This window comes from Mesorhizobium sp. LNHC209A00 (genome assembly GCF_000502915.1).
Classification (GTDB): domain Bacteria; phylum Pseudomonadota; class Alphaproteobacteria; order Rhizobiales; family Rhizobiaceae; genus Mesorhizobium.
This window is the reverse complement of record NZ_AYWT01000003.1, coordinates 68,010-84,370: the sequence shown is the minus strand read 5'-3', so window position 1 is coordinate 84,370 and position 16,361 is coordinate 68,010. Positions and strand designations below refer to the sequence as shown.

Here is a 16,361-nt window from a genome sequence, read left to right as displayed (position 1 = left end):
TCGGCGAAGAACCTGGAGAGCCGCGTCAAGCCGGTCGAGTTCGACAGGGCCCGCGCTCAAAGTGGCCGACATCCCTGCCAATGCCTATGCACGGCTGGCCGAAATCGCCGTCGACTACAAGCTCGCCGTCGCGCGGCCCGCCGTGACGAAGGGACTGGAGAAGGAAAAAGCACTCGTCAATTCGGTTCTCGACGAACTGGCCGCGGCCAAGGAGACCGGCTTTACCATCGAACTGGTCGATCCGGGCAAGAGCGCGGAACTGCGCTTCGCGGTGATGCGCGAGAATGCCATTGCCGGCGCCGACAAGAACGCGACCGACAAGCCGGCCCTATGGTTCCTGCCGGCCTCGGGCGACGTGACCTTGAAGGATGGCGGCAGGCCGCCGCTGATCATCATCCACCCCGACGATCGCAAGAAGCTGGTCGATGCGACGACCACGAATTTGCGCACTATCTTCCGGGCCACCGGGCTTTCCAGGCTCGCGGCGGCCTCGGACTACAAGCCCGAGGAGGTCGACGTGCAATTCCACGTCAAGCGTCGCGACGGCGACGGGCTGGAGCCGTTGCAGGCCTCGGTGGTGCCACGCGTCTCGCCTGGCGACGAGGTGCACGTGCTGGCGAAGAACAGCTCGGACCAGCTGGTCGACATCAATGTGCTCTATGTCGGCAGCGACTATTCGATCACCCACATCGTTGCCGAGCGGCTGGCGCCGCAGGCCACGCTCGAGATTGGTGCCGACATCCTGCTTCAGCGTTACGATGCAGAGATCCCACGGGACCACCGTCACCGGCTGGGGCAAGATGCAGGACGGCACCCTTTCCAACCACGCTGATGGTCGCCGATCTCGATCTTCAGCCGAACGGTGCCTGCAACAGCGGCATCAAGGCCATCTATGCGCATGACCTGAAAGCGGCCCTCGGAGACCTGTCGCACCGCATGCGCTATTCGGAAAAGGGCATCGATGCCGCGGCCAATGCGATTGCCGCCGACATGACCCACCCGTGACCGGCAACATGATCTGCGCGGGCACCACCAGCGGTGTGCGTGACGCTTGCAATGGCGACAGCGGCGGCCCGCTCTTCATGACCGTCGCCGGCGGCCCGGTCCAGGTCGGCGTCGTCAGTTGGGGTGAAGGTCCGGCTGACGGCAGCGCCGCCTGCGGCCACAAGGACGCCTATGGCATCTACACCCGACTGGCCAACTACACCGCCTGGATCGATGAGAAGATGAAGACCAAGGCTCCAGCGCCCGAAAAACCCAAGGCCGGGCTCGGCACCGCCCAGAAGCCAAAGTCCCCCTGAAGCGGCCGCTTCGGATTGCAATGAAGAACGGCGGGATCCCGCCGTTCTTGCCTGCCGGCTTGCCAAGCGAGCCTATTTCCTCGGCGGGCCTTTGCGTTCGGCGGAAGCAGCCCACAGATTGATGTCGGACTCGCGCGCGTATGTATCGATTTCGGCAAGTTCGACGTCGCTGAAGTCGAGCACCTTCAGCGCCCCGACGCAGTCCTCGACCTGCTCGGGCCGGCTGGCGCCGATCAGCGCCGAGGTAACCCGGCCCCTGCGCAGCACCCAGGCCAAGGCCATCTGGGCCAGCGTCTGGCCGCGCTTGCCGGCGATCGCGTTGAGCGCCTTGATGTTGGCAATGGTGCGGTCGTTGATGAAAGCAGTCTTCAGCGACTTGCCCTGGGAGGCCCGGCTGCCATCGGGAATGCCGCCGAGATATTTGTCGGTCAGCATCCCTTGCGCCAACGGCGAGAACACGATGGAGCCGACGCCGAGCCCCTCGAGCGTGTCGAGCAGTCCGTCCTCCTCGACCCAGCGGTTCAGCATCGAATAGCTCGGCTGATGGATGACGCAGGGCGTACCGAGTTGCCTCAATATGTCGGCGGCCTCGCGGGTGCGCTGCGAGTTGTAGGACGAGATGCCGGCGTAGAGCGCCTTGCCCGAACGCACCGCATGGTCGAGCGCGCCCATGGTTTCTTCGAGCGGCGTATCGGGATCGAAGCGGTGCGAGTAGAAGATGTCGACATAATCGAGGCCCATTCGCTTCAGGCTCTGGTCGAGGCTGGCCAGCATGTATTTGCGCCCGCCCCATTCGCCGTAGGGGCCGGCCCACATTTCGTACCCGGCCTTGGTCGAGATGATCAGTTCGTCGCGATAGGCGGCAAAATCGGTACGCAGTATCTCGCCGAAAGCGGTCTCGGCCGAGCCGGGAGGCGGCCCATAATTGTTGGCGAGGTCGAAATGGGTGATGCCAAGATCGAAGGCCTTGCGGACGATCGCCTGCTTGGTCCGATGCGGCGTGTCGTCGCCGAAATTGTGCCACAGCCCCAGCGAGATCGCCGGCAGCTTGAGGCCGGACCGACCGCAGCGGTTGTAGATCATTTTCTCGTAGCGGTTTTCAGCGGCGATATAGGGCATGGGGAAATCCTCGAAACTGAACGGACAGGTACCGTCATCGCAGAGGCGATGACATGCCCCATAACCCATCCTTACCCCCTCCCCTGAGGAACGGGGAGAGGGTAAAGCAAAATTATCGATAATCCACGCGACTACTTCTTCTTGGCCAGCAGCTCCTTGGCCGGCTTGACGCCAAGCGCGGCCGGACGCTCGCAAGTGGTCTGCATGGCGACGAACTTGCCGGTTTCGCCGGAGCGCAGCAGGCCGGTCATGACATCGACGGCATGCAGCGCGAGTTCCATCGAGCAGCGGTGCGGCCGCCCTTCGGCGATCGCCAGCGCCATGTCGGCCAGGCCCGCCGTGCGGTAATTGGCCATCATGCCTTGGCCATGCATCTCATTGGGAATGCCAAGCGGATGCTTCCATTTCGGCAGCTTCTTGACCGGCTTGCCTTCCTCGGTGAAGCGCACGTCGCCGCCGAAGAAGTTCGGATCCGGCACAAACACCGTCCCGGCCTCGCCATAGAGTTCCATCGGCGCGTGGCCGTGAGCCCACACATCCCAGCTGGTGTTCAGCGTCACCACGGCGCCGTTCTCGAATTCCAGCAGGCCATGGATCGTGGTCGGCGTGTTGACTGGGATTTTTTCGCCTGCGCGCGGTTTTGAGCTGATGGTCCGTTCCTTGGCCGGAGTCGTAGCGAAGGCCGCCACCTGCTTCACCGGCCCGATCAGCTGAATCAGATTCGTGATGTAGTACGGTCCGATGTCGAGTACCGGTCCCGCGCCGGGCTGGAAGAAGAAGTCGGGATTAGGGTGCCAATGCTCCATGCCGTGGCCCATGACGTGGCAGGTGCCGCTGGTGATCTTGCCAAGCTTCCCCTCGTCGATCAGTTCGCGCACCAGCTGGTGCGCGCCGCCCAGGAAGGTGTCCGGCGCCGAACCGATTCGCAGCCCCTTCTTCTGCGCCCGCGCCTTGAGATCCTGGCCCTCCTTGAGCGACAGCACGAACGGCTTCTCGGAATAGACATGCTTGCCGGCATCGAGCACCTGCTTCGACACCTCGTAGTGCACGGCCGGAATGGTCAGGTTGACGATGATGTCGATATCGTCGGCCTTGAGCAGATCCTCGACGGTTTCGGCGCGGAGCTTGAATTCCTTAGCCCGCGCCCTGGCCGCGTCCATGTTGATGTCGGCGCAGGCGCGCATCTCGATGCCGCGAAACAGCGGCGCCAGCGAAAAGTACGCCTTCGAGATGTTGCCGCAGCCGATGACGCCAACACCCAGTTTCCCAGTACCCAGCTTCTTTGCCATGGTGGTTGTTCCTAGTAGCTCTTGACGGTTGCGATCGAGCGGCGGGCGAAGCGTTCGATGTCGTTGGGATTGTCTTGTTCCATGACAAAGTATTTCGCCGCGCTCTTGGCCCGCAGCACCTTGATCAGGCCGGCCCAATCGATCGTGCCGTGGCCGACATCCGACCAGCCATCCTCATCCAGCCCCTCGCCCGCCTTCGCCATGTCCTTGACATGGACGGCGACGATGCGCTGGCCGTGCTTTTCGATCCAGGGCAGCGGATCGGAGCCGCCGCGCACCACCCAGGCGACGTCCATTTCCCAGCCGATATTGGGCGCGGACGACAGGATATGATCCTGCGGCACCGAGCCGTCGGGGAGCGTCTTGAACTCGAAATCATGGTTGTGCCAAGCGAAGCCATAGCCGGCCTTCGACGCGACCTCGCCGACCTTGGCCAGGCGCTCGCCGAAACCGCGCCAGCCGGCGGCGTCGGATGGCCTGTCCTCGGCCATCAGATAGGGACAGATCAAAAGCTTGACGCCGAGCGTTTCCGCGATCCGGCGCACGCCGTCGAAATCATTCTCCAGCGCATCGATGGAAAAATGCCCGGTCGGCATGGCAAGGCCGTTCTTGTCGAGCTCGGCGCGGAAGGCCTTGGGATCGTCATAGACGCCGCCGAACCCTTCGACCTCGGCGTAGCCGAGCTTGCCGAGCATTTCGAGCACATCGGTCCAAGGCAAGAAATTGCGGGCGCTGTAAAGTTGGAATGACCAGTTCATCATCTCTGTCCGTTCTGCTTGGGGATTGTCTTTGGGAGGATGGTTTTCTTGGGAGCTACATGCGGTTGCCGGATGGAGTATCGAACAGCGAGGCGCGGGCAGGATCAAAGCCGATCCGGATCGGGTCGCCATTGCGCAGCGTCTTTTCCGCCTCGACACGGAACGAAAAAATGCGGCTGCCGAGCTTCGTCCACACCAGCGTATCGGAGCCCATCGGCTCGACGATCTCGACGGCGGCATCGGTGGCAAAGGGCATCGAATTCGCGGCCTCGCCAAAGGCAACGTGCTCGGGCCGAATCCCGAACACGCAAGGCCCGCTCTTGTTGCCGGCGCCGTCGAAGGCATAGCGATCGAGCGGTATGGCCAAATCCCCGGTCTTGAACACCGCCGTCGTGCCAGCCTCCAACTGACCCTCGACGAAATTCATCGCAGGCGAACCGAGGAAGCCGGCGACAAACCGGTTGACCGGGCGGTTGTAGATGGTCTGCGGGGCGTCGAGCTGCTGGATGACGCCGCCCTTCATCACCGCGATACGGTCGGCCAGCGTCATCGCCTCGATCTGGTCGTGGGTGACATAGATCATCGTGTTCTGCAACTTGCGGTGCAGAAGCTTGATCTCGACGCGCAGCTCCGAACGCAGCTTGGCATCGAGATTGGACAGCGGTTCGTCGAACAGGAAGACGTCGACATCGCGCACCAGCGCCCTCCCGATTGCCACGCGCTGACGCTGGCCGCCGGAGAGTGCCGCCGGCTTGCGCTGCAGCAACGGCTCGATCTGCAGGATCTCGGCGGCGCGCGCGATGCGCTTGGCGATCTCGTCCTTGGCGATGCCGGCGACACGCAGCCCGAACGACAGGTTCTTCTCCACCGTCATTTGCGGATAGAGCGCATAGGACTGGAAGACCATGCCGATGCCGCGGTCCTTGGGCTCTTCCCAGGTGACGTTCTTGCCCTTGATGAAGATGCGGCCTTCCGAAATGTCGAGCAGACCGGCGATGCAGTTGAGCAAGGTCGACTTGCCGCAGCCGGAAGGCCCGAGCAGCACGATGAACTCGCCTTCGGCGACATCGAGATTGAGCGTCTGCAGCACCGAGACCGCGCCGAAGTTCAGCGACAGATCCTGGATCGAAACGCTGGTGCCGTTCGCCGCCATCGCCATCACCCTTTCACCGCGCCGGCGGCGATGCCGCGCACGAACAATTTGCCGGAAATGAAATAGACGATCAGCGGCACCAACCCGGTCAGGATGGTGGCGGCCATGTTGACGTTGTATTCCTTCACGCCTTGCACCGAGTTGACGATGTTGTTGAGCTGCACCGTCATCGGATAGGTGTCGGGACGGGTGTAGACGACGCCGAACAGGAAGTCGTTCCAGATCCCGGTCACCTGCAGGATGACGGCGACGACGAAGATCGGCAGCGACATCGGCAGCATGATGCGCAGGTAGATGCCCCAGAAGCCGGCGCCATCGACGCGCGCCGCCCGGAATAGCTCCTCCGGCATGGAGGTGAAATAATTGCGAAACAGAAGCGTCAGGATCGGCATGCCGAAAATGGAATGCACGATCACCAGGCCGGTAAGGCTGCCATAGAGGCCGATTTCGCGCAGGATGATGACGATCGGATAGATCATCACCTGATAGGGAATGAAGGCGCCGACGATCAGGATGACGAAGAAGGTGTCGGCGCCCTTGAAGCGCCAGTTGGCCAGCGCGTAGCCGTTCACCGAGGCGATGGCGATCGACAGGATCACCGAGGGAACGGTGATGCGCACCGAATTCCAGAACCCGCGCGAGAGCCCGTCGCAATTGAGGCCGGTGCAGGCCTGCGACCACGCCTTGACCCAGGGCTCGAAGGTGATCTCGAGCGGCGGCGAGAAAATGTTGCCGAGGCGGATCTCCGGCATGCCCTTCAGCGAAGTGACGACCATCACATAGAGCGGCAGGAGATAGTAGAGCGCCACGACGATGAGTGTGCCGTACAGGAAAATGTTACGGCGCGAGAACATATGCCGCGGCTTTGGTCCGCTCGGGCCGGAGGCGCCAGCCCGGAGGTCTGACGACGTGGCGGACAAGGATACGGCATGATCAGACACGCTTGCGGCCTCCGAATTCGAGATAGGCCCACGGCACGATGACGATCATCACCGACAGCAGCATCATGGTCGAGGCGGCAAAGCCCTGGCCGAGATTCTGGGCGAAGAACATGTAGTCGTAGACGTATTTGGCCGGCACTTCGGAGGCGATGCCCGGCCCGCCGCTGGTTTGCGCGACGACGAGGTCATAGACCTTGACGATGCCGGACGCGATGATCACCAGCGTGGTGATGAAAACCGGCCGCATCATCGGGATGATGATGAACAGATAAGTCTTCCACATGGGAATCCCGTCCACCCGTGCGGCCTTCCAGATGTCCTCGTCGATGCCGCGCAGGCCCGCCAGCATCAGGCACATGATCAGCCCCGTGCCTTGCCAAAGCGCCGCGATCGATATGCCGTAGATGACGATGCTGGAATTGTAGAGCGGATTAAAGTCGAAGCTGGTCCAGCCGAGGCCTCGTACCACGCCCTGGACGCCGAAATCCGGATTGAGCAGCCACTGCCATACAAGGCCGGTGACGATGAAGGAGAGCGCAAAGGGGTAGAGAAAGATGGTCCGGAACGTGTCCTCGAAACGGATCTTCTGGTCGAGCAGGGCAGCCAGCAGAAAGCCGATCACCAGCGAGAACACCAGTGAGATCACGCCATAGATCAAAAGGTTCTCGATCGAAATCAGCCAGCGCGGCGTCGCCCACAGCCGGTAGTACTGGTCGAGTCCGACGAAATTCAGCCGCGGCAGCAGCTTCGAATTGGTGAAGGAGTAGAGCACCGTCCATGCGGTGCCACCGACAAAGACCACCATCGCGGTGAGGATCATCGGGATCGACGCGACCTTCGCATTGAGATTGCGGAAAAGTTGGCTCGGGCGTTCGCTCTTGCTCATCGGTACAGCCGTGCTGGATCGGATAAGGGCGGAAAGTCAGCACGCCTTGGCTCCCGGCCCTGCCTGGCAAGGTCGGGAGCGGACGGCTCGTCAGTCGTCAATCAGCCGAAGCGATGATGTCGGCGAAGCGCTTCTGCGCCTCTTCAAGGCTCATATCGGGCTTGGCGAAGAACTCCGAGAACAGGTCCTCCTTCTGCTTCTGGCTGTCCTGCGAGAGCAGCTGGTCCGTCCATGGGATGACCGCGCCCTTGGCCAGGATGGCAAGGCCTTTCTTCATGCAATCATTGGCCGCGTTGAGGTCGACGTCGCCGCGCACCGGCAGCGAGCCCTTCTTGAGGTTGAAGGCGACCTGGGTCTTGGGATCAAGCAGCGTCTGCGCCAGCACCTCCTGCGCCTTGGACTTGTCGGCGTCCTTGAGCAGCGGGAAATAGAAGGCGTCGCCGCCCGTTGCGATGACCTCGTTCAGGCCGAGGCCGGGAAGGCAGGTGTAGTCCTTGCCGGCGGTCTTGCCGGCGACCTGGAACTCGCCCTGAGCCCAGTCACCCATGATTTGGCCACCGGCCTTGCCAGTGATGACCATGTTGGTGGCCTGGTTCCAGTCCTGCACATTCGTGTTCTTGGCCATCTTGCGCGCATCGTCGGCCGCCTTGAACACCTTGGCGACTTCAGGACCGGCCGCGAACTTGGCGTCCTTGTCCTTGTAGACCTTGAGGAAGGTGTCGGTTCCGCCGACCGCGGCAAGCAGCACGTCGAAGGCGCCCGATGCCTGCCAAGCCTGTCCGCCGACCGCGAGCGGCACGATGCCGGCTTTCTCCAGCGCCGGAGCGGCGGCCACATACTCATTCCAGTCCTTCGGCACAGGCACGCCGGCCTTCTCGAACGCCGCGTTCGACAGCCACAGCCACTGCCAGGAATGGATGTTGACCGGCACGCAATAAATCTTGCCGTCGATGGTACAAGAGTCGAGCAGGCTCTTGGGCCGTACCACATCCGTCCACTTGCCCTTAATGGCGACATCGGTGAGGTCGCGCATGAGGCCAGCCTGAACCAGCTCTTCCGCTTGCCTGCCGTGATTGAACTGCGTGGCCCCCATCGGATCGCCGCCGGTGATGCGGCTGATCATGATCGGCCGCGCCGTGCCGCCGGATCCGGCGATGGCGCCGTCGACCCAGTGATTGCCGGTGGCGTCGAACGCCTTGGCGAGTTCCGCGACGGCCGCCGCCTCGCCGCCGGAGGTCCACCAATGGGTCACTTCCAGATCGGTCGCGGCCGCCGGCCCGGCAAAGTTGAGCGCAACAGTCGCGGCCAAGGCAGCGGTCAGGAATTTGTATCGCATTTCGGCTTCCTCCCAGAAATCTGAAACGTTACAGATTTTCGATACGGCAATTGAAGCCCGTACGCAACCCCTTCCGGCAAGTGTCACTTCGACATTTTTCGAGCTACGAACAGAATCACTCGCTGTCGCGACATTGTGCGACGCAATATGCAGAAATGCTCCGCGTCCTAGGCAAAAGCAGCAAGAAACTTGCTAGGAGCACGCTTCCCTCTGAATCCCAACGGTTTTTCGCCACGCGGTTGACGGGTTCTTTTTGCGTCCGCCAGCACCCGTTTTACACCGATCGTGACAGCTGTAACGTTTCAGTATATTCCTTCCACTGTAGGTGACGCGCCATGGGGAGCGGCCGCAACATTGCCGGGCTGCTCGGCGGCTGCTATGCGCCTGATGGGCGGGACGGATGGACAAAGAGCGCAAGGCCAAGGATGACGAGGCGACGGCACAGGAGCGGCCGACGCTGAAGACGCTTGCCTTTATGACCGGACTTGGCGTCACCACCGTCTCACGGGCCTTGAAGGACGCGCCCGAGATCGGCGCCGAGACCAGGCGCCGCGTCCAGCTCGTGGCCAAGCAGATCGGCTATCGGCCGAACCGCGCCGGCGTGCGCCTCAGGACCGGCAAGACCAATGTCATCAGCCTCGTGCTCAACACCGAGCACGAACTCATGAGCTTTGTCTCCGACATCATCTATGGCGTCACGGAAGTCATCGCCGACACGCCCTACCACCTGATCGTGACACCATATTCGCGCTCGCAGGATCCGCTGGATCCGGTGCGCTATCTCGTGGAGACAGGCTCCGCCGACGGCGTCATCATTTCACGCACGCAGCCGAACGATCCCCGCGCCCGCTACATGTTGGAGCGCGGCATTCCCTTCGCGACCCACGGCCGAACCGATATGGGGCTCGTGCATCCCTATCATGATTTCAACAATTACGCCTTCGCGGCCGAGGCGGTGCGCCATCTCGCCGGCCTGGGCCGCCGCCGGCTCGCTTTGGTGACGCCGCCGGTGGGTTTGAGCTACTACCGCCACACGGTCAACGGCTTTGCCGACGCTCTGAGCGAAGTGGGCGCCAGCGAGGTGCCGTTCAACACCGTTTCGATCGACCACTCGATCGAACAGATCAGGACCAGGACCGCGCAGCTGATGCGGCGAGACATCCGGCCGGACGGCATCATCAGCAGTGCCGCCGCCGCGACCCTCGCCATCGTCGCCGGCATCGAGGACGCCGGCCTCAAGCTCGGCCGCGACGTCGACGTGGTGTCGAAGCAATCGTCGGAATTGCTGCATCTGTTCAGGCATGAATTACTGGTCGTCAACGAAGACTTCCGCCTTGCCGGGTCGGAACTCGCCCGCTCGGTGCTAGGCTGGATCGGCGGCGCCGCGCCCGGCTCGCTGCAAAGCCTGAGCGAGCCGAAGGGCGTCGTGGCCTATCGACGCTCTGACTGAGCGTCTGCCTGGATCCGAGCGCGCAAATCCACGTCCGTTCCATGAAAGCAGGAACCGTTCTGGTCGGTAGCCCCGCGGTTCACGTGAAGTCCGAAGCCGGCTGCTTCCGGATCGCCTAGTTCGGCACGAAGTCGCATGCTCGGGATCAGATAATCGCCACCATTCTGCCGTCGATAGGGAATGGGCGCCGTGGTCGCCAGTGTCCGCATCCGTTCGCGCAGGCGTTCGGCGACAAGCTCGAAGCCGGCTGCATCGAGACGGTCCGCGCTGTAGATCACGAACGGCGGAAGCACGTCGTAGCCCGGATAATAGAGGATTCCGTGATTGATCGGGAACAGCAGGTCGTCGATCGGTCCGTTGACGCCACGCGGGGAATAATGATCCTCCCAGCCGCCGGCTGTCACAATCAGCATCGCTCGCTTGCCCGCGAGTGTGCCCTCGCCGTACCGGTCACCCCATCGCTTGTCGCTATGTTCGCCGACGCCATAGGCGAAGCCGTAGGCGAAGACCCGATCGACCCAGCCTTTCAAAATCGCCGGCATGGTGAACCACCACAGCGGAAACTGCAGGATCAGCGCATCGGCCCAAAGCAGCTTCTCGATCTCGGTCTTGACGTCCGCAGTCAGCGCGTTGGACTCGTATGCTTGTTTGGAGGCCACCACCGGCACCAGCCGCGCGTCTGGCGAAAGCTCGGGGAAGTCAGCGCGGTCGACCTCCGATTTCCAACTGTCCGCATAGAGGTCGGACACCCGAACCTCGTGGCCTTGAGCCTTGAGTTCCTTGACGGCGACGTCACGCAGCGTGCCGTTGAGCGACCGTGGCTCGGGATGGGCAAAGACAAGTAGGACTTTCATGATTAGTCGATCCTCCGTTGGAAAACGTTGACCCTGAGATAGCCAGCGGCCGCATCATCCGCTACATGTCGGGAATGAATAATATTCTGCCGATTAATGGATAAATCAGCTGTCACGCTCGAGCGCATGCGCACCTTCGTGCGCGTTGCTGAACGAGGCAGTCTGTCGGCGGTCGCGCGAGAACTCGGGATCGGCCAGTCGACAGTCACGCGCCATTTGAGGGAACTGGAGGACGCCGTCGGGGTCGCCTTGCTCAGCAGGACCACCCGGCGTGTCACGATGACCGATGAGGGCAGCCGTTATTATGCGGACAGCCTGCAGATCCTGCGCCTTGTCGAACAGGCGGGCGACGAGGTTCGCGGCACGCGCGCAGCGCCCGCGGGCACGATCCGGCTCTCCTGCACCGCAGCCATTGGGGTGCTTCATGTCAGCCGGCTTATCTTCGCGTTTCAGGACCGCTATCGCGACATCGGCGTCGATCTCAGCCTCACCGACGAACGCATCGACCTCGTCACGGAAGGCGTCGACATCGCGCTTCGTCTCGGCCCGCTCACCGACAGTTCCATGAAATTGCGGGCGCTCGGCCAATCCCGGCGACTGCTCGTGGGGGCGCCCGGCTATTTCGCTGAACGCGGCAGGCCTGAAAGTCCCGGAGACCTGGCCGATCACGAAGGTATCCGGATGTCAAACGTTGCCGGCAGCGACACCCTTGTGCTGCAAGGACCAGACGGCAACCGCCGTACAGTGCCGTTTGCAGGGCGCCTCCGGGTCGACCACGGACTTGCCGCACGCGAAGCCCTGCTCGCCGGGCGCGGCATTGCGCCCGCCCACCAATGGCTTGTCGGCGATCTCCTGGCGTCCGGCCGGCTTGAAGCGATTCTGCCGGACTATGCGCTGCCGTCGGTTCCGCTCAGCATGCTGATCGTCCCCGAACGGGCGGGCATCGCCCGGGTCCGGCTGCTGGTCGATTTTCTTGCCCAACAGATCGGCGGCATCCCCGGGATCGAGAAGCCGCATGTGGAGCGATAAGTATTCCGGCACGGCATCCAAGCTAAGCCGGATGTTTCCATGAGCGTGATCTAGCCAGCCGCGCCGCTGCCCCACGGTCCGTGGAACGCGCCCTGCTCGCCGATGCGCTCGAAACCATGCGCCCCGAAGAAGTCGCGCTGCGCCTGGATCAGGTTCGAGGTGCCGCGGCCCTGGCGGTAGCTGTCGAAATAGGCAAGAGCCGAAGACAGTGCAGGCACCGGCGCGCCGGCTTCGGAAGCCCTCGCCACGACCCGCCGCAGCGAGGGATGCGCCTCCTGCATCAAGCTGATGAAGGCTGGCGCCATCAGCAGGTTGGTCGAAGCGCCGCCACTGAAGGCCTCGGCCATCGTGTCGAGCATCTGCGAGCGGATGATGCAGCCGGCGCGCCAGATCTTGGCGATGGTCGGCATCGGCAGGTTCCAGTTGAACTCCTTCGAAGCGCCGCTCATCACCGCGAAGCCCTGCGCGTAGGCGGCGATCTTGCCGGCGAACAGCGCCAGTTCGAGGTCTTTCAGCAGCGCGTCCTTGTCGCCGGAAATCCTGGTCACGCCGATATTGCCATAGGCCTTTTCAGCCGCCTGCCGTTCGTCCTTGATCGACGACAGCACGCGCGCCGCCACCGCCGCTTCGATCGCGGTCGCCGGAATGCCGAGCTGCTGCGCCTCGATGACNCCGAGGCCGTCACGCAGGATGCCGTAGATTTCGGCGATCATCTGCATGTCGGCATATTCGATGCCGTTATGGATGGTCTTGACGAAATGGCCGGCGCCGTCAGTGCCGAGCCAGGCCGCGCAAGGTTCGTCCTTGAACTTGGCGGAGATGGCGGTCAGCACCTTCTCTACGCGCTTCCAGGAGTCTTCCGTGCCGCCGACCATGATCGAGGGTCCGTGGCGCGCGCCCTCCTCGCCGCCGGAGACACCCATGCCGATGAAGGTCAAACCCGAGCCAGAGAGCTCGGAGAAGCGCCGCATCGTATCGCGGAAATTGGCATTGCCGGCATCGATGACGATATCGTTGTCGGACAGCACGCCACGCAGCGCTTCGATCTGCTCGTCGACCGGCTTGCCGGCCAGCACCATGATGATGAGCGGGCGCGGCGGCCGTATCGCGGCGGCGAGTTCCTCAAGGCTGTAGCAGGGGACGACCATGTCCCTGAGCGCACCGGAATTCTCGACGAAAGCGTCGGTGCGGGCCCTTGTGCGGTTGAAGACGGCGATGCGGTGCCCGTGCTCGGCGATGTTCAGCGCCAGGTTGGAGCCCATAGTGCCAAGGCCGATCAGGCCGATTTCGGCTTTTTCCATCGTTTCTTCCCTGCTTTCGGATCTGGTGTTTTCGAGCTTGCGCTCATTGTTGCTTGAATGATTGACGGCCCTACAGGCCCGCGTCAACCGCCTCGCCCAATTGTGTAGCCGGGACATTACGGTCTGATGTCGACTGGCGCCTCGATCTTCACCATCTCGAAGTCCGAGACCAGGATGTCTATGCGCACCATCCAGCGGCCGGGTACAGGGATGACGAGGTTGTCGACACGCCAGCTGCCGTCGCCGGGCCTGGTGGCCGCGCGCCTCAGCGGTTCGATGCCGGAATCGGGCTTCGACAGCACCAGCGTCACCTCCTTGGCGTCTAGCGGTCCGAAATCGCCGGTCATGATGATCATCGAGGCGACCACCGGCCCAGCATGGCCGGGCGTGATGCTGAGGTCGGCCATCGCCTGCAGCGCGTGGATGTGCAGCGAAACCGGCTGCGCCGCCGCGATCGCCAGTGCTCGTGGCGGCGGCGTGAAGCGCCAGCCCGCGGCGACTCCGAAGATCGCCAGCACGATCAGCACTTCGACGCCGACCGAGCGGGTGAGCCTGCGTTGCACCTCGGTCGCTCCCGCCTCGGCCGAAGCGGTGAGCTTCCAGCGATTGACCGCGGCAAGGGTGAACAGGAAGACCAGCAATGCGAGCTTGACCAGCAGCAGCCGGCCATAGGCTGTGTCGGCCATCGCCGAGAGTGTCTGCACCTGGATCACGGCCAGCACGATGCCTGCCGCGGCAAGCAAGGCCACCACGGGCAGGATTGCCCATGAGAAGTGGTGCAGGAATTCGACGGCGCCCGCCGCTTGACGCTTCAGCGCGAGGCCGAGCGGCACCAAGGCGCCGGCCCAGAAAGCGATGCCGACGCCATGCACGAAGACCAGCGGCCGTGTCAGCCATTGCGGCTCGGCCGCACTGGCATGGCCACTGGCGGCGAGTGCGACGCCGACGCCAGCCAGCCCGGCAAGGGCAAGCGGCCTGGCGGCCGCGCGCGGCCCGGCCAGCGACAGCAGGCCAAGTCCCAAGGCGACCAGGGCGATCAGCACCGTCCAGCCGAAGCTGGTGCCGAGCCCGGTGTCCCAGATCACCGCCTGCGCCAGATGGGAGAGCGGCGCCCCGAGCGCATCGAGACCCTGAAAGCCCAGCGACAAGGGGGCCGCCACCAGCCCGCACAAGATCGCGGCCGTGACAAAGCGCTGGCCGGCACGGCCATCCCCGGCCAGCCAGGCGAAGGCGAACGCGCCGCCAATGCCGAGGAAAAGGCCTATGTAGAGAAAAACCTTGCCGATCCAGATCGCCGACCGCAGCGGCCAGTCAATCGCCTCGGCCACGGCCGGCGGCTCGCTTGGCGCGCCGATGGAAAACAGCAGCGAGCCGCCGACCGGATGGCCGTCGGCGGAAATGACACGCCAACTCAGCACATGCGTGCCGGGTTTGAGTGCCCGCGGATTGTCGATCTCGACCGTCTGATCGCCAAGACGGAAGTCGGTCAGCGGAACCGGGGTGCCGTCGGGCGTCATCAACGTCAACACCAGCGGCGAGACCGGCTCGCTGAAGGTCAGCGAGAACCGCGCCGGGGCCTGCGCCAGCACCGCACCGTCGGCCGGATCGGTCTTGATCAGCGCCGCATGAGCAAGGGCCTGGCTTGTCGAGGCCATGACGATGAGCGCCATGGCCGCGGCGAGCAGCCCGCCGGCAATCCAGCCGACGAGCTTGCTGTTCGTATCGAGCATCCAGGAAGGTGTTGCGATCATGCCATGCCGTGGGGATGCGGCGCTCCGACAAGCAGAGCGCCAGGGAGAACAGCTATTTCTTCGGCGTGAGCTTGATGCTGGGCGCCGGGTTCTCCAGCGCGTCCTCATCCTGTCCGGCCGCCGGTATCTCGATCCAGCGGGCGGCGGCATCGCCGCATTCCTGCACTACCGGGAAGTACAGCTTCTGGCCGGCGGGCAGGTCGGCCGTCAGCGTCGCGCGGAAGACGAACTCATCGTAGAATTCATCTGGCAAATTGCCGCCGCTCCAGTCGACTTCCTTGACCCCGTCGGCAACCGCCTGACCATAGAGCTGGTAGGATTTTTCATATTTGCCCTTCTTGGCCTGCAGCGTCCAGCCGGGCTTCGGCATCGGCTTCACCGCGATCACCCCTTCCGGGATCTGCACGCGCACGGCCGTCGTCGCCTTGCCGTCGCAGCCATGCGGCACGCGCAGCACAGCCTTGTAGGTCGAGCCGACTGCCGCCTCCTGGGTCTCGAGCGTGATGTGCGCGAAGGCGGCATTTGTCCCCAGCACGAGAAACGCGCCGGCCGCCAAAAAAAATTTGTTCATGATGGTCCCTCTGATTTCAAACTGTGATCGGCGCGATCAATTGGCGTGGTCGTCCATGCCGCCCATTTCGCCCATGCCTTCGACGGCGAACTCGACATTGACCGTGCCGGCCTTCTCGAAGGTCAGCGTGGCGGCGAATTTTTCACCCTGCTTGGGTTGGCGCTTCAGGCCGATGAACATCAGGTGGTAGCCACCCGGCGCCAGCGCCACCTTGCCGCCTGCCGGGACTTCCAGGCCACCATCCACTGGCCGCATGGTCATGACGCCGTCCTTGACGCCCATTTGATGCAGTTCGGCCTTTTCCGAGACATCGGATGAAATCGACAGCAGCCGGTCCGGTGTACTGCCCTTGTTGACGATGGTGAAATAGCCGCCGGCCACCTTGGCGCCGGCAGGCGTGGCGCGCGACCAGGGGTGTTCGATGTCGAGATCGCCGACCTTGAATTCATGCCCCAGGACCGCCTGGGCGCCCAGGAAGACAAGCGCGAGGGCCAACGCGGCAAGGCCGAGATTGGCTTTGAAGCGAGACAGGGTTCGGCCGAACACAGTGCCCGCAGACATACGGAAAGGATGGGACATGGTTTGCTCCATGACGTGATGATCGCGCCGTCGCCGGTCGCGA

General features: G+C 63.3%; 17 protein-coding genes. 5 read left to right on the top strand and 12 right to left on the bottom strand.

What is annotated here, in order from left to right; genetic code table 11:
* Positions 1 to 61: 61 nt before the first annotated feature.
* Genes X739_RS1000000170315 through X739_RS1000000170305 form a run of 3 tightly spaced genes read left to right on the top strand, consistent with a single transcriptional unit; the run spans position 62 to position 1,301 of the window.
* Positions 62 to 832, top strand: a complete 771-nt coding sequence (locus X739_RS1000000170315) for a hypothetical protein (protein ID WP_023793724.1) — start codon at positions 62 to 64, stop codon at positions 830 to 832.
* Positions 832 to 1,005, top strand: a complete 174-nt coding sequence (locus tag X739_RS1000000170310) for a hypothetical protein (RefSeq protein WP_023770652.1) — start codon at positions 832 to 834, stop codon at positions 1,003 to 1,005. Before X739_RS1000000170315 ends, X739_RS1000000170310 begins: the two co-directional genes overlap by 1 nt.
* Positions 1,002 to 1,301, top strand: a complete 300-nt coding sequence (locus X739_RS1000000170305; RefSeq protein ID WP_023770653.1) for a trypsin-like serine protease — start codon at positions 1,002 to 1,004, stop codon at positions 1,299 to 1,301. The genes X739_RS1000000170310 and X739_RS1000000170305 overlap by 4 nt, the downstream gene beginning before the upstream one ends.
* A 72-nt stretch (positions 1,302 to 1,373) precedes the next feature.
* Here the strand turns inward: X739_RS1000000170305 and mgrA are convergent, their stop codons facing one another.
* From mgrA to X739_RS157915, 7 genes are all read right to left on the bottom strand, one after another.
* Entirely contained in the window at positions 1,374 to 2,420 is a 1,047-nt protein-coding gene (gene mgrA / locus X739_RS157885) for an L-glyceraldehyde 3-phosphate reductase (RefSeq protein ID WP_023770654.1), read from the bottom strand.
* Between the two features lie 131 nt (positions 2,421 to 2,551).
* A complete protein-coding gene (locus X739_RS157890) occupies positions 2,552 to 3,709 on the bottom strand; it encodes a Gfo/Idh/MocA family oxidoreductase (protein ID WP_023770655.1) in 1,158 nt (385 codons plus the stop codon).
* Positions 3,710 to 3,720: 11 nt separating this feature from the next.
* The gene (locus tag X739_RS157895; protein WP_023793720.1) at positions 3,721 to 4,467 is read right to left on the bottom strand and encodes a sugar phosphate isomerase/epimerase; all 747 of its coding nucleotides are present in this window, start codon (positions 4,465 to 4,467) and stop codon (positions 3,721 to 3,723) included.
* Positions 4,468 to 4,522: 55 nt separating this feature from the next.
* Complete coding sequence (locus X739_RS157900) at positions 4,523 to 5,620, bottom strand: ABC transporter ATP-binding protein (RefSeq protein ID WP_084056201.1); 1,098 nt, start codon at positions 5,618 to 5,620, stop codon at positions 4,523 to 4,525.
* A 5-nt stretch (positions 5,621 to 5,625) separates the two neighbouring features.
* The gene (locus tag X739_RS157905; protein WP_023770658.1) at positions 5,626 to 6,561 is read right to left on the bottom strand and encodes a carbohydrate ABC transporter permease; all 936 of its coding nucleotides are present in this window, start codon (positions 6,559 to 6,561) and stop codon (positions 5,626 to 5,628) included.
* Entirely contained in the window at positions 6,554 to 7,447 is an 894-nt protein-coding gene (locus tag X739_RS157910) for a sugar ABC transporter permease (protein WP_023770659.1), read from the bottom strand. Before X739_RS157910 ends, X739_RS157905 begins: the two co-directional genes overlap by 8 nt.
* Positions 7,448 to 7,544: 97 nt before the next feature.
* Complete coding sequence (locus tag X739_RS157915) at positions 7,545 to 8,783, bottom strand: ABC transporter substrate-binding protein (protein ID WP_023793716.1); 1,239 nt, start codon at positions 8,781 to 8,783, stop codon at positions 7,545 to 7,547.
* A gap of 400 nt (positions 8,784 to 9,183) precedes the next feature.
* On the opposite strand from X739_RS157915, the gene X739_RS157920 reads away from it, so the two are divergent.
* Positions 9,184 to 10,233: a LacI family transcriptional regulator gene (locus X739_RS157920; protein WP_023770661.1), complete on the top strand. Its 1,050-nt coding sequence runs from the start codon at positions 9,184 to 9,186 to the stop codon at positions 10,231 to 10,233.
* On the opposite strand, the gene X739_RS157925 is transcribed toward X739_RS157920, so the two are convergent.
* The gene (locus tag X739_RS157925; protein ID WP_023793713.1) at positions 10,215 to 11,087 is read right to left on the bottom strand and encodes an NAD(P)H-dependent oxidoreductase; all 873 of its coding nucleotides are present in this window, start codon (positions 11,085 to 11,087) and stop codon (positions 10,215 to 10,217) included. The genes X739_RS157920 and X739_RS157925 overlap by 19 nt on opposite strands.
* A gap of 96 nt (positions 11,088 to 11,183) precedes the next feature.
* On the opposite strand from X739_RS157925, the gene X739_RS157930 reads away from it, so the two are divergent.
* Positions 11,184 to 12,116 (top strand): LysR family transcriptional regulator, encoded by a 933-nt coding sequence (locus X739_RS157930; protein WP_023793711.1) that lies wholly within the window; start codon positions 11,184 to 11,186, stop codon positions 12,114 to 12,116.
* A 50-nt stretch (positions 12,117 to 12,166) separates the two neighbouring features.
* Here the strand turns inward: X739_RS157930 and X739_RS157935 are convergent, their stop codons facing one another.
* From X739_RS157935 to X739_RS157950, 4 genes are all read right to left on the bottom strand, one after another.
* A complete protein-coding gene (locus tag X739_RS157935; RefSeq protein ID WP_023793708.1) occupies positions 12,167 to 13,417 on the bottom strand; it encodes an NAD(P)-binding domain-containing protein in 1,251 nt (416 codons plus the stop codon).
* A 116-nt stretch (positions 13,418 to 13,533) separates the two neighbouring features.
* A complete protein-coding gene (locus X739_RS157940) occupies positions 13,534 to 15,168 on the bottom strand; it encodes a copper resistance CopC/CopD family protein (protein ID WP_023793706.1) in 1,635 nt (544 codons plus the stop codon).
* A 52-nt stretch (positions 15,169 to 15,220) separates the two neighbouring features.
* A complete protein-coding gene (locus X739_RS157945) occupies positions 15,221 to 15,739 on the bottom strand; it encodes a YcnI family protein (RefSeq protein WP_023781069.1) in 519 nt (172 codons plus the stop codon).
* 36 nt (positions 15,740 to 15,775) lie between these two features.
* Complete coding sequence (locus X739_RS157950) at positions 15,776 to 16,318, bottom strand: copper chaperone PCu(A)C (protein WP_023781068.1); 543 nt, start codon at positions 16,316 to 16,318, stop codon at positions 15,776 to 15,778.
* Between the last annotated feature and the right edge of the window lie 43 nt (positions 16,319 to 16,361).

Bases quoted from the DNA above. Each gene is read 5' to 3' on its own strand.
- X739_RS1000000170310 (WP_023770652.1), top strand. From the start codon at position 832: ATGGTCGCCGATCTCGATCTTCAGCCGAACGGTGCCTGCAACAGCGGC.
- mgrA (WP_023770654.1), bottom strand. From the start codon at position 2,420: ATGCCCTATATCGCCGCTGAAAACCGCTACGAGAAAATGATCTACAAC.
- X739_RS157890 (WP_023770655.1), bottom strand. From the start codon at position 3,709: ATGGCAAAGAAGCTGGGTACTGGGAAACTGGGTGTTGGCGTCATCGGC.
- X739_RS157895 (WP_023793720.1), bottom strand. From the start codon at position 4,467: ATGAACTGGTCATTCCAACTTTACAGCGCCCGCAATTTCTTGCCTTGG.
- X739_RS157900 (WP_084056201.1), bottom strand. From the start codon at position 5,620: ATGGCGGCGAACGGCACCAGCGTTTCGATCCAGGATCTGTCGCTGAAC.
- X739_RS157910 (WP_023770659.1), bottom strand. From the start codon at position 7,447: ATGAGCAAGAGCGAACGCCCGAGCCAACTTTTCCGCAATCTCAATGCG.
- X739_RS157915 (WP_023793716.1), bottom strand. From the start codon at position 8,783: ATGCGATACAAATTCCTGACCGCTGCCTTGGCCGCGACTGTTGCGCTC.
- X739_RS157920 (WP_023770661.1), top strand. From the start codon at position 9,184: ATGGACAAAGAGCGCAAGGCCAAGGATGACGAGGCGACGGCACAGGAG.
- X739_RS157925 (WP_023793713.1), bottom strand. From the start codon at position 11,087: ATGAAAGTCCTACTTGTCTTTGCCCATCCCGAGCCACGGTCGCTCAAC.
- X739_RS157930 (WP_023793711.1), top strand. From the start codon at position 11,184: ATGGATAAATCAGCTGTCACGCTCGAGCGCATGCGCACCTTCGTGCGC.
- X739_RS157940 (WP_023793706.1), bottom strand. From the start codon at position 15,168: ATGATCGCAACACCTTCCTGGATGCTCGATACGAACAGCAAGCTCGTC.
- X739_RS157945 (WP_023781069.1), bottom strand. From the start codon at position 15,739: ATGAACAAATTTTTTTTGGCGGCCGGCGCGTTTCTCGTGCTGGGGACA.
- X739_RS157950 (WP_023781068.1), bottom strand. From the start codon at position 16,318: ATGTCCCATCCTTTCCGTATGTCTGCGGGCACTGTGTTCGGCCGAACC.